General features: G+C 62.5%; 11 protein-coding genes. 7 read left to right on the top strand and 4 right to left on the bottom strand.

The features are described from left to right. Positions 1-29 precede the first annotated feature (29 nt). Both AD659_RS09625 and AD659_RS09620 read right to left on the bottom strand, forming a co-directional pair. Complete coding sequence (locus tag AD659_RS09625; RefSeq protein ID WP_053121355.1) at positions 30-806, bottom strand: substrate-binding periplasmic protein; 777 nt, start codon at positions 804-806, stop codon at positions 30-32. 115 nt (positions 807-921) lie between these two features. Next, the gene (locus AD659_RS09620; RefSeq protein ID WP_053120569.1) at positions 922-1,548 is read right to left on the bottom strand and encodes a TetR/AcrR family transcriptional regulator; all 627 of its coding nucleotides are present in this window, start codon (positions 1,546-1,548) and stop codon (positions 922-924) included. Positions 1,549-1,728: 180 nt separating this feature from the next. Here AD659_RS09620 and AD659_RS09615 point away from each other — a divergent pair, with 180 nt between their 5' ends. The 6 genes from AD659_RS09615 to ppnP all read left to right on the top strand — a co-directional run bounded on the left by AD659_RS09615 (position 1,729) and on the right by ppnP (position 9,584). After that, a complete protein-coding gene (locus AD659_RS09615) occupies positions 1,729-3,519 on the top strand; it encodes an acyclic terpene utilization AtuA family protein (RefSeq protein WP_053120567.1) in 1,791 nt (596 codons plus the stop codon). Positions 3,520-3,698: 179 nt separating this feature from the next. Beyond that, on the top strand, positions 3,699-5,315 hold the full coding sequence (gene atuC, locus AD659_RS09610; RefSeq protein WP_053120565.1) for a geranyl-CoA carboxylase subunit beta: 1,617 nt from the start codon (positions 3,699-3,701) through the stop codon (positions 5,313-5,315). A 25-nt stretch (positions 5,316-5,340) separates the two neighbouring features. Further along, positions 5,341-6,498 carry a citronellyl-CoA dehydrogenase gene (gene atuD, locus AD659_RS09605; RefSeq protein WP_053120563.1) on the top strand — a complete coding sequence of 386 codons (1,158 nt, stop codon included), beginning with the start codon at positions 5,341-5,343 and terminating at the stop codon, positions 6,496-6,498. A gap of 132 nt (positions 6,499-6,630) precedes the next feature. Further along, positions 6,631-8,601: an acetyl/propionyl/methylcrotonyl-CoA carboxylase subunit alpha gene (locus tag AD659_RS09600; protein ID WP_053120561.1), complete on the top strand. Its 1,971-nt coding sequence runs from the start codon at positions 6,631-6,633 to the stop codon at positions 8,599-8,601. Positions 8,602-8,663: 62 nt separating this feature from the next. Continuing rightward, entirely contained in the window at positions 8,664-9,206 is a 543-nt protein-coding gene (locus tag AD659_RS09595; protein WP_053120559.1) for a 3'-5' exonuclease, read from the top strand. A gap of 93 nt (positions 9,207-9,299) precedes the next feature. Then, entirely contained in the window at positions 9,300-9,584 is a 285-nt protein-coding gene (gene ppnP, locus AD659_RS09590; RefSeq protein WP_053120557.1) for a pyrimidine/purine nucleoside phosphorylase, read from the top strand. A 211-nt stretch (positions 9,585-9,795) separates the two neighbouring features. Here the strand turns inward: ppnP and AD659_RS09585 are convergent, their stop codons facing one another. Together AD659_RS09585 and AD659_RS09580 are read right to left on the bottom strand one after the other, a co-directional pair. Further along, complete coding sequence (locus tag AD659_RS09585; RefSeq protein ID WP_053120555.1) at positions 9,796-10,605, bottom strand: MOSC domain-containing protein; 810 nt, start codon at positions 10,603-10,605, stop codon at positions 9,796-9,798. 71 nt (positions 10,606-10,676) lie between these two features. After that, positions 10,677-11,600 (bottom strand): chemotaxis protein CheV, encoded by a 924-nt coding sequence (locus AD659_RS09580; protein ID WP_053120553.1) that lies wholly within the window; start codon positions 11,598-11,600, stop codon positions 10,677-10,679. Positions 11,601-12,081: 481 nt separating this feature from the next. Here AD659_RS09580 and AD659_RS09575 point away from each other — a divergent pair, with 481 nt between their 5' ends. Further along, positions 12,082-12,552, top strand: coding sequence for a hypothetical protein (locus tag AD659_RS09575; RefSeq protein ID WP_053120551.1), 471 nt, complete (start codon positions 12,082-12,084; stop codon positions 12,550-12,552). Positions 12,553-12,571: the final 19 nt, after the last annotated feature.

Genomic DNA, 12,571 nt, shown 5'->3' with positions numbered 1-12,571 from the left:
GAGCCGGTGAGGGAAATTTAGTGTCACCCTCAATGGGAATGCGTGGGCACCAGCTGGATCTGGTAGGGCTGGAAAATCTTCAGCAACTGACCGTTGTCCCGCAGCGTTTGCAGCAACTGTGCAAACGCTTCACTGGAAATGGGCGCCTGCGGCCGGATCAACGCGTAATGGTGGTAAACCTGATCGATGCGTTCGGACACCAGCAATTGCGGCCCGACTTCGGGATTGCGCAGCACGTAATCGTTGAGGTACGAACGGGTCACCAGGGCGATATCCGCCCGCCCGCGCAACACCATCAGCAGGTTACTGTCGTGGGAATACGTCAACGTGGCGTTGTACTGGCCAGCGAGGAACTTGGGGTCGGCGTTGAACTCGGCGAAGGCGTAGTGATAACCGCTGAACAGGGCCAGGCGCTTGCCCCTGAGGTCGGCGAAATAAGTTTGCTGTCGGTCCGGCTGGCGCTGGGCGACGAAAACTTCCGCATCTTCCAGGCCCATGTCCACCGAGGTGTGCGGCACATCCTGCCAACCCCATTCGGGATTTTCGAAAATCGCCATGTCGACCCGGCCCTGCTTGAAATCATTGAACCGGCGTGGGATCGAAGTGGGCACCAGCACGAACTGATAGTCGCTTTGCGACTGGTTCAAGGCCTCCACCATCTGAGGCAGCAGGCCGGTGTCGGCGCCGTTTTCGGGACGAACGGTATAGGGCGGAAAATGCGCCGCGCCGATCCTCACCAGTTGTGCGGCCTCGACCGGCAACGCGAGGAAAACGGCCAGAGCGGCCAGCAGCACACGCGAGGTCATCCCCATCGGCGAAAACGTCAAGATAACCCACTCCCCAAAAGTCCCCATCACTACAATCAAGCTAGGCGGTTTCAGCCGCTTAGCCAGCCACACGGCCATTTAAAGCACCGCTCGATTATTGTTTTTCTTCCAGCACCAGGATCAGGGCCTGCTCGGCCAGTTCATCGAGGCTCAGGCTGCCCTCGGCGCGAAACCAGGTGGTGGTCCAGGACAACGCCCCCGTGAGGAACCGTCGGGTAATGGACACATCCCCGCGAATATACCCGGCCTCCTTGGCCTGGCCCAGAACCTCGAGCCACAAGTCCTCATAAATATCACGCAGGGCCAGCACGTGTCGCTGGCCTTCCTGGGACAGCGAACGCCATTCATAGACCAGCACCGCCATGGCTTCGCCGGTGCCGCCCATGATCGATTGCAATTCACAGCGAATCAGCGCCAGCACCCGCTCGCGCACGCTGTCGGCCTCGGCCAAGGCGGCGCGCATCAAGGCGGTGTTGTAGCGAATGGTTTCCTCCATCACCGCGCGCAGAATTTCATCCTTGCTCTTGAAGTGATGAAAAATGCTGCCCGACTGGATGCCCACGGCACTGGCCAGGTCGCGCACCGTGGTGCGTTCGAAGCCTTTATTGCGAAACAGGTGGGCGGCGGTCTGGAGCAGTTTGCCGCGCGCACTGTCCGGGTCGGTCAGTTGCCCGTTGTCGACCAACTCACGCATTACGCCCAGGGCTTTTTGCTCGTCCACCCATTCTCTCCTACAGTCGATCAACCAACGCGCCGCCATTGCGCACCAAACCATCGGTGGCGCGGGCAATTTAAGCCGAGCGAGGCAACCAAGCAAGCGCTCGGCCCCATGTCCGAGGCAGCATTTACAAACCAAGCGCTTGCTTGGTAGTCTCGAACCACCTTTGCCGGAGGGAACGCCATGCCAAAAACGATCCGTATCGGTTGCGCCAGCGCCTTCTGGGGCGATACCTGCACCGCAGCGGCGCAACTGGTCGAGGGCGGGGCCCTGGATTACCTGGTGTTCGACTATCTGGCCGAGGTGACGATGTCGATCATGGCCGGGGCGCGCCTGAAGGATCCGTCGAGCGGCTATGCCACGGACTTCATCGAAGTCCTCGTACCGCTGCTCCAGCGTTTGCACGACGACAGGATCCGCGTCATCAGTAACGCCGGCGGGGTCAACCCCCAGGCTTGTGCAAAGGCCTTGCAAGCGGCTTGCGACCAGGCCGGCGTGCCGCTGAAGATCGCCGTGCTACTGGGCGATGACCTGCAACCGCAATTCGAACGGCTTGCCACCCAGGGCATCCGCGAAATGTTCAGTGACGAGCCCCTGCCCTCCGCGTGCGTGTCCATCAACGCCTACCTCGGCGCGCCTGGCATCGTCGAGGCGTTGCGCCTGGGCGCCGATGTGGTGATTACCGGTCGCGTGGTGGACAGCGCCGTGGTCAGCGCCGCGCTGGTGCATGAATTCGGCTGGGCCTGGGACGATTACGACCGATTGGCCCAGGCCGCGCTGGCCGGGCACCTGATCGAATGCGGCGCCCAGTGCACGGGCGGCAACTTCACCGACTGGCAGGAAGTGCCGGATTACGAGCACATCGGCTTTCCCATCGTCGAAGTCAGCGCCGACGGCCCATTCATTGTCACCAAGACCGAAGGCAGCGGCGGCCTGGTCACGCCGCTGACCGTCGGCGAGCAGTTGCTCTACGAGATCGGCGACCCGCAAGGCTATCTGTTGCCGGATGTTATCTGCGATTTCAGCCAGGTCAGGTTGATCCAGCAAGGCAAGCACGCAGTGCGCGTCCAGGGGGCCAAGGGCCTGCCGCCCAGCGACCGGTACAAGGTCTGCGCCACCTGGCTGGACGGCTGGCGCTGCACCGCCACCTGCCTGATCGCCGGCATCGATGCCGTCGCCAAGGCTGAACGGGTCAGCCAGGCGATCATCGCCAAGACCTCGCAGCTATTGTGCCAACGCGGCTGGGCGCCGTTCAGCGAAGTGAACACCGAACTGCTGGGCAGCGAAGCCACCTATGGCCAGCACAGCCAGCGTCGGGACAACCGCGAAGTGATGATCAAGCTGGCGGTACGGCATCCCGACAAACAACCGTTGGTGCTGTTCTCCAGGGAAATCGCTCAGGCCGCCACCGGCATGGCGCCGGGGCTGACGGGCCTGGTCGGTGGCCGACCGACGGTGTCGCCGTTGATTCGCCTGTTCTCGTTCCTGATCGACAAAACCACCTGCCGGCTCGACATCGAACTCGACGGCCAGCGCCACCCGTGTCCCCTGCCCGCCCTCGAACCGCTGGAGACCACCGATCTGCCCGTCGCCCCGGACCTGCCCAAACCCCAGGGCCGGGCCGATGCCAGCGTGGCGCTGGTCAAACTGGCGGTGGCGCGCTCTGGCGACAAGGGCAACCACAGCAACATCGGTGTGATCGCCCGAGAACCCGAATACCTGCCGTGGATCGCCGAAGCGCTGACCCCGGAGGTGATGGTCGACTGGATGAGCCACGTGCTCGACCCGCTGCTGGGCCGGGTCGAGCGTTGGTATTTGCCGGGCACCCACAGTTTGAATTTCCTGCTGGAAAACGCCCTCGGCGGTGGCGGTGTCGCCAGCCTGCGCATCGATCCCCAGGGCAAGGCGTTCGCCCAGCAATTGCTGGAGATTCAGATACCGGTGCCGCAGCACATTGCCGACCGGGTCGGCTAAGGACGGTTGTCATGGCAAATGAACGATCGGCAGCACTTGTGAACCCTGTGGCGAGGGAGCTTGCTCCCGCTCGATTGCGCAGCAATCGCAAAAAAACCGGGGTCGCTGCGCAACCCAGCGGGAGCAAGCTCCCTCGCCACAGGGTTTTGCGCTAATCCGTTCGAGCAAAAGGAGTCTGCATGCCAGTCATCGAATCGCACCTGGATCCCCACAGCGCTGACTTCGCGCGCAACCACGCGGCGATGCTGGCCGGTGTCGAACAGTTGCGCCAGCTCGAACGGGCTGTGCTGGAGAAAGCCGCCCAGGCCCAGGGCAAGTTCGACCAGCGCGGCCAACTGTTGCCGCGCCAGCGCCTGAACCTGCTGCTGGACCCCGGCGCGCCGTTCCTCGAACTCGCGAGCCTGGCCGGCTACAAACTGCATGACGACAAGGACGGCAGCCAGGCTGGCGGCGGCCTGATCGCCGGGATTGGCTACGTGTCCGGAGTGCGAGTGCTGGTAGTAGCTAATAACAGCGCGATCAAGGGCGGCACGATTTCTCCCAGCGGCTTGTACAAGACCCTGCGCCTGCAACGGATCGCCATGGAAAACAAACTGCCGGTCATCACCCTCGCCGAAAGTGGCGGCGCCAACCTCAATTACGCCGCGCAGATTTTCGTCGAAGGCGCGCGCTGCTTCGCCAATCAGGCACGTATGTCGGCCATGGGCCTGCCGCAGATCACCGTGGTGCATGGCTCGGCCACGGCCGGAGGTGCCTATCAGCCAGGTTTGTCGGATTATGTGATCGTGGTGCGCGACAAAGCGCGACTGTTCCTGGCCGGGCCGCCGTTGCTCAAGGCCGCGACGGGCGAAGTGGCCAGCGAAGAGGAGCTGGGCGGTGCGCTGATGCACGCGCAGGTGGCCGGCACCGCCGAATACCTGGCCGAGAACGACGCCGATGGCATACGCCTGGCCCGGGACATACTCGCCGTGCTGCCCTGGAACGCCCAACTGCCGCCACAGCCCGAACGGACCTGGACGGAACCGCTCTACCCCGCCGAGGAATTATTGGGACTGGTGCCCGACGACCCGAAAAAACCCTATGACGTGCGGGAAATCATCGCCCGCATCGCCGACGGCTCGAATTTCCTGGCCTTCAAAAGCGAATTCGATGCCCAGACGATTTGTGGCCACCTGCACATTCGCGGCCATGCCTGCGGCCTGATCGGCAACAACGGACCGATCACGCCCCAGGGCGCCAGCAAGGCTGCGCAGTTCGTCCAGCTGTGCGACCAGAGCCGCACGCCCCTGCTGTTTTTGCACAACACCACTGGGTTCATGGTCGGCACCGAGGCGGAGCGACAAGGGGTGATCAAGCATGGCGCCAAGATGATCCAGGCCGTGGCCAATGCCCAGGTGCCCAAGCTGACCGTCGTCGTGGGCGGCTCCTACGGCGCCGGCAACTACGCCATGTGCGGTCGCGGGCTGGACCCGCGCTTCATCTTCGCCTGGCCCAACAGCCACACCGCCTTGATGGGCGGCGCCCAGGCCGGCAAGGTCTTGCGGATGGTCACCGAGGCCACGCAACTCAAGAACGGCCTGAGCCCCGACCCGAAGAGGCTGGACCTGCTCGAGCAAACCACCGCGCAGCAACTCGACAGCCAATCCACCGCCCTCTACGGCAGCGCCAGCCTGTGGGACGACGGGCTCATCGACCCGCGCGACACCCGCACACTGCTGGGCTTTTTGCTGGACATCTGTCACGAGGCCGAGCAGCGGCCGCTGCAAGCCAACAGCTTCGGCGTGGCCCGCTTTTGAGCGCAGACCACTGGAGAACAATAAGATGATCTTCACCCAGGAACACGAAGCACTGCGGCGCACCATTCGCCAATTTGTCGACCATGACATCAACCCCTACGTCGACGAATGGGAGCAGGCCGGGCGTTTTCCCATTCACGAGGTTTTCCGCAAGGCCGGCGAGCTGGGCCTGCTGGGCATTTCCAAGCCACCGGCATTCGGCGGCATGGGCCTGGACTACAGCTATTCGATCGTCGCGGCCGAGGAATTTGGCACCATTCATTGCGGCGGTGTGCCGATGTCCATTGGCGTGCAGACCGACATGTGCACCCCGGCGCTGGCCCGTTTCGGCTCCGATGAGCTGCGGGAAGCGTTCCTGCGCCCGGCCATTCGCGGCGAACAGGTGGGCTGCATCGGCGTCTCGGAAGTCGGCGCCGGCTCCGACGTCGCCGGGCTCAAGACCACGGCACGCAAGGACGGCGACGACTACATCATCAACGGCAGCAAGATGTGGATCACCAATGCGCCGAGCGCCGATTTCATTTGCCTGTTGGCCAACACCTCGGACGACAAGCCCCACGTCAATAAATCGCTGATCATGGTGCCGATGCGCAGCCCCGGCATCAGCCTCGGCCAGCACCTGGACAAGCTCGGCATGCGCAGCTCGGAAACCGCCCAGGTGTTTTTCGACGAGGTGCGCGTGCCGCAACGCAACCGCATCGGCCAGGAAGGCGCCGGGTTCATGATGCAGATGCTGCAGTTCCAGGAGGAACGCCTGTTCGGCGCAGCCAACATGCTCAAGGGCCTGGAACATTGCATCGACAGCACCATCGAGTATTGCAAGGAACGCGAGACCTTCGGCACGGCCCTGATCGACAACCAGGTGATCCACTTTCGCCTGGCGGAACTGGCCAGCGAAATCGAATGCCTGCGAGCGCTGGTCTACCAGGCCACCGAGCAGTACATCAATGGCCAGGACGTCACGCGACTGGCGTCCATGGCCAAACTCAAGGCCGGGCGCCTGGCCCGGGAAACCACCGACAGTTGCCTGCAATACTGGGGCGGCATGGGTTTCATGTGGGACAACCCGGTCGCCCGGGCCTATCGCGACGTTCGGCTGGTGTCCATCGGCGCCGGTGCGGACGAAATCATGCTGGGCATCATCTGCAAGCTCATGGGGATTTTGCCGAGGAAGAAAAAGTGAGCGGTATGCCTGGCAGGCCGCCATCGCGAGCAAGCTCGCTCCCACATTGGACCGTGTTCACCCTCCATTGTGGGAGCGAGCTTGCTCGCGATGAGGCCCAAACAAACACCGCAAGATTCCAGGAATGCCCCCATGCCCACCTTCAGCAAGCTCCTCATCGCCAACCGTGGCGAAATCGCCTGTCGCATCCAGCGCACCGCCCAGGCCCTGGGCTACCGCACGGTGGCGGTGTTCAGCGAGGCCGACGCCGATGCGCTGCACGTGCGCATGGCCGATGAAGCCGTGCTGATCGGCCCGGCGCCGGTGCAGCAGTCCTACCTCGATGCCTCGGCCATTCTCGAGGCGGCCCGGCGCAGCGGCGCCGACGCGATCCATCCCGGCTACGGCTTTCTTTCGGAAAATGCCGGGTTCGCCCACGCCTGCGCAGAGGCCGGTATCGTTTTCATCGGCCCCAGCCCCCAGGCCATCGACCTGATGGGCAGCAAGCGCCGTGCGAAAAACGCCATGATCGAAGCCGGCGTTCCCTGCATCGCCGGTTACCAGGGCGCCGCCCAGGACGACGCCACGCTGCAGCGCGAAGCCGGGCGCATCGTCTACCCACTGATGATCAAGGCCAGTGCCGGTGGCGGGGGCCGCGGCATGCGCCTGGTCCTGCGCGCCGAGGACCTGCTGGAGCAACTGCGCAGCGCGCGCTCGGAGGCCCTGCACGGTTTTGGCAGCGACGAGTTGATTCTCGAACAGGCATTGATCGATCCACGGCATGTGGAAGTGCAGATCTTCGGCGACCATCACGGTCAACTGATCCACTTGGGGGAACGGGACTGCTCGATCCAGCGGCGCCATCAGAAAATCATTGAGGAAGCGCCCTGCCCGGTCATGACTGCCGACCTGCGCCAGGCCATGGGCGAGGCAGCACTCAAGGCTGGACGCGCAGTAGATTATGTCGGTGCCGGGACCGTGGAATTCCTGCTCGCGGCAGACGGTCGGTTCTACTTCCTGGAGATGAACACGCGCCTGCAGGTCGAACACCCGGTCACCGAGTTGATCACCGGGCTGGATCTGGTGGCCTGGCAATTGGACGTCGCCGCCGGCAGGCCGCTGCCCCTGCGCCAAGACCAGGTGACGCTCAACGGCCATGCCCTGCAGGTGCGGTTGTACGCCGAGGACCCGGCGGCGGATTTCCTGCCCCAGACTGGGCGGTTGATCGGCTGGGAGCCGCCCATCCGCGACAGCGTGCGAGTCGACCATGGCCTGTTGGAGGGCCAGACCATCACCCCGTTCTACGATTCGATGCTGGGCAAACTCATCGTCCACGGCGCCACCCGCGAGGAGGCCCGGCGTAAATTGTTGCGAGCGGTGGAGGATTGCGTGCTGCTGGGCGTCCAGAGCAATCAGCGCTTGCTCGCCGGCTTGCTGGCGCATCCGCAGTTCATCGACGGTGACGTCGGCACCGGCTTCATTGGCCAGCACTTTGCCAATCATCCCGCGTTCCTGCCCCTTGAGCCCACGGCCGAACAACTGGCCATCGCCACGGCGGCGTTTTATCAGGGCTCGCTGGCACGACATGCACCCGGCCTGGGCGGGTGGCGCAACAGCCTCGGCGCGGCGCTGCATTATCGGATCGGCGTCGGAGAGCGCGACTGGATGCTGAGCCTTGAGGCTGAAACCGACGGGACACTGAGCATCCGCAGTGCCGGGCGGTTAGTCGAACTGAGGCTGCTCGACGTTGACGCCAATGGCGCAACGCTGATGATCGATAGGATTCGCCAGCGCCATGCCTGGCGCCTCGAGGACAACGACCTCTGGCTGTCCACCCGCCCCGGCGGCCTGCACCTGCAAGACCGGACCCTGGTCCCGGTCGTCGCCAAGGCCACGGCCAGCGACGGCACGCTCAAGGCACCCATGGACGGGGCCATTGTCGAGTTGCTGGTCAGCGAAGGCAGCCCGGTGCGCCGGGGCCAACTGCTGATGGTGCTCGAAGCGATGAAAATGGAACACCCGCTCAAGGCCGGTATCGACGGCGTGGTCAGGCAATTGCAGGTCACGCGGGGCGACCAGGTGAAAAACCGCCAGGTTTTGTTGCGCGTTGAAACAGCCCACTAGTCGGATGCCTGGGCTTTGACTACGCTCAAACCCATCAGCACGCCGATACCGGGAACCCTGCAATGCCTCACTGGCTGGTGATTGATCTGGAGGCCACCACCGATGAGGGTGGCTGGCCGGTAACCGAAATGGAAATTATCGAAATCGGCGCCACACTGGTGAATCGTGACGGTCGCGAAGTGGATCATTTCCAGCGCTTCGTGCGGCCCCTGAGACGCCCGCTGCTCACGCCGTTCTGTCGCGAACTGACCCACATCACCCAGGCCAATATCGACAGTGCCGCGCCCCTGACCGAGGTCTGGCCGGCGTTCGAGCGCTGGCTGGCGCCATATCATCCGAAGCTGGAAAGCTGGGTCAGCTGGGGTGACTACGACCGCAAGCAACTGCTGCAGGAATGGCAACACCAGCAGTTGCACAGTGTCCTTGTCCAGGTGCCGCACATGAACCTCAAGCAACGCTTCGCCAAGGCCCGTCGGCTGGAACGACCGCTGGGGCTCAATGGCGCGCTGCAACTGGCTGGCCTGCAATTCTGCGGTCAACAGCACCGTGCCCTGGAAGATGCCCGCAATACCGCACGGTTGCTGCCCTTGGTGCTGCCGGGTTGAACCGAGCCCACTGCCCGGCGCGGCAGATGACGAATGTTGCAGCCTTGTGCATACTGGCCGGCCTTTTTCAGCCCCTTTTTCGAGGAATCGCCCATGTTCAAAGTCAACGAGTACTTCGACGGCACCGTCAAGTCGATCGCTTTTGGCACTGCCGAAGGCCCTGCGACCATCGGCGTCATGGCACCGGGCGAATATGAGTTCGGCACGGCCCAACGGGAAATCATGCACGTCGTCTCCGGCGCGCTGACCGTGAAGCTGCCCGACAGCACCGACTGGGAAACCTTCCAGGCCGGCAGCCAGTTCAATGTACCGGCCAACAGCAAGTTCCAGCTCAAGGTGGCTGTCGACACTGCCTATCTGTGTGAGTATCGCGGCTGATTCGGCACATAACCCTGTGGCGAGGGAGCTTGCTCCCGCTGGACTGCGCAGCAGTCCCAAAAGGCTTGGCACAATCGGCCTGACGCACCTCTTGGGGCTGCTTCAGCCCAGCGGGAGCAAGCTCCCTCGCCACGAAAGCTAGAAATGCTGTTGCCGGACAAACAAAAATGCCCGTGTCCAATGACACGGGCATTTTTGTTCACAGCTCTTTTTATTCGAGCACTTCAACCGGCATGCCGACTTCAAGCCGACCGTTGCTGTCGTTGACCAGGTTCTGGCCGAACATCGCACCGTCCGGTGTCGAACGGTACTGCTGCAACGTGGCAAAGGGTTCGCGATTCGGATCGCGCTCGCCGGTGTGCGGATCGACCGTGGTCATGATGCAACGCGAGCAGGGCTTGACCAGGCGGAACTCCACCTCACCGATACGAATGCGCTTCCAACCGTCCTCGGCAAAAGCCTCGCTGCCCTCGACCACCAGATTGGGACGAAAGCGCAGCATTTCCAGCGAACGGCCGACCCGGCTCGAAAGATCCTGCAACGAGGCCTGGCCAATCAGCAGCAGCGGAAAACCATCGGCAAAAGCGACCTTGTCGTCATCCTTGCCGTAACCGGCTGCGGTGGTGCGCGCCAGTTCCACCGGCACATGCACCAGCCGCGTGGGGTTGCCGATGAAGTCGCTGACCCAGGCCGCAGCCTCGTCACCGGCATCCGGCACACGCAAGGTGTCACGCCAGATGATCACGCCGCGCCGCTGCTCTTGCTCGGTGGGTGGCAACGGCACGTCGATGGCGCCATGGCCAGGCGCGCTGAGCGTCAGGCCGCCCGCCTCGTTCCACAAGGCTGAAAGCTGGCTCATCTTCGCCACGGCGCGCTGGGTCAGGAACCGGCCCGTGCCCTCATCCACTAGCATCCAGCGCCGATCACCGTCCAGCCCGAGCTTGTCCAGGCCGATTTCCGGCAAGGGCTGGCCCTTGCCGGACTTCAACGGATACCGATACAGCGCGCTCAGCCGCAACATGGTCAACTTCCCCGGTGGCAAAAAAATGCCACCTTATACGAGCCGGCCATTGAAGCAAACCATCATCGGTTTCAGTCGAGCATCAGCCGCTGGCGCACCACGTCGACCAGCTTGTCCGGCTGGAATTTGGAGAGGAAGTTGTCGCAACCGACCTTCTTGACCATCGAATCGTTGAAGCTGCCGGACAGCGAGGTATGCAGTACGACATAGAGCCCACGCAAACGCGGGTCGTTGCGGATTTCGGTGGTCAGGCGGTAGCCGTCCATTTCCGGCATTTCCGCGTCGGTGAAGATCATCAGCAATTTGTCGGTCATGACCTCGCCGGTATCGGCCCAGGCCTTGAGCATGTTCAGCGCCTTGAGGCCGTCGCTGGCGATGTGCATTTTCACGCCCAGTTGACCCAGGGTGTCGCGCAGTTGCGAAAGCGCCACATTGGAGTCGTCCACCAGCAGCACTTCGCGACCACGGGCGCGCTCCAGCACCGGGTCTTCGAGCTTGTCCCGGGAAACCTTGGCGTTGTAAGGCACGATTTCGGCCAGGACCTTTTCCACGTCGATGATTTCCACCAACTGATCGTCCACCTTGCTGATGGCCGTCAGGTAGTGCTCACGGCCGGCACTGGTCGGCGGTGGCAGGATGGCTTCCCAGTTCATGTTGACGATGCGATCGACGCCGCCCACCAGGAACGCCTGGACCGAACGGTTGTACTCGGTCACGATGATGGTGCTGTTGGCGCCCGGCACCAGTGGACGCATGCCAATGGCCTGGGACAGGTCGATCACCGGCAGCGTCTGGCCTCGCAGATTGACCACGCCGCACACAAACGGGTGGCGTTGCGGCATCAAGGTCAGCTTTGGCAGTTGCAGAACTTCCTGGACCTTGAACACGTTAATGGCGAACAACTGTCGACCCGCCAGGCGAAACATGAGAATTTCCAGGCGATTCTCACCCACCAGTTGGGTTCGTTGATCTACTGTGTCGAGAATGCCGGCCATCGATGACTCCTGGGCTTGTTCGGATGAATCCAATAAAACGGGTATCGGCTGCACGAACCGAATCTTGACCCCAGAATAAAATACCGACGCGGGGAATTGATATCACATTAACATCATGCTTTACTGGCTTCGTACTCTCATTTGCCGTTTTCCCCGCTGCGCGACCCTGGTTTGCGCACTAAGTTCCCCTGTCTAAGGGATTCCCCTAGGCACAATCAGGTCCAACCTGATATTCCCGTTATCCAATAGCCATTAATGTGACGCCATTCTCATTGCTGAACGGAGTCAGACCTTTGTGCGCGACCACAGGACATCGGAGCTGCAGCCTTTCGGCCGATCCCGCCCGTGCAATCGTTTGCGAAGTCACCTTCGCTGAACGGCATGGACGTACCGTCGTGCGTCCGTCCGCAGTCGACCTTGAGATCCAGCCGTTCGCCAAACGCGGTTTCCTTTCGCCTGACATGATGTTGTGGAGATAAGCATGCCGAACGATCGTAGGAACTGGAATCAGCGTCTTCCCGAATTTCTGATCGAGGCCGAAACCCTGCTGGCCAAGTCGGAGGAATGCCTGAGCCATCTGCAATTGATCAACAACGACAAGGACGCCATCGATTGCATGCTCAGCACCTTGCTGAAGCTGTCAAAGAAAGCCAATGCCCTGGCGCTGGAAGCCGTTTCGGAGTTCTCGCTGCATATCCATGGCTTGCTCAGCCATGCGCAAAACCACATGGAGTTACATGACCAGGCCCTGGACGCCCTGAAGGACTGTTTCACCCTGATGGCCTGGCAATTGGAGCTGGTCGATCACACCACTGGCCAGTTGAGCCTGGACAGCAGCGAACAGACGTCGTTGATCGAGGCATTCGCGTTCCAGGTAGGCCAGAGTCCCGGCCAGGCACTGGCTGCGTCGCGTCCGCTGGCGTTGGTGCCCTATTCCCAGAAACAAGCCTGATAGATGGCGATGCGCCTGC

It is taken from the genome of Pseudomonas thivervalensis (assembly GCF_001269655.1).
In the GTDB taxonomy this organism is placed as follows: Bacteria; Pseudomonadota; Gammaproteobacteria; order Pseudomonadales; family Pseudomonadaceae; genus Aquipseudomonas; species Aquipseudomonas thivervalensis.
Note: the sequence above shows the minus strand (reverse complement) of the source record. Positions and strands in the feature narration are given on the sequence as shown.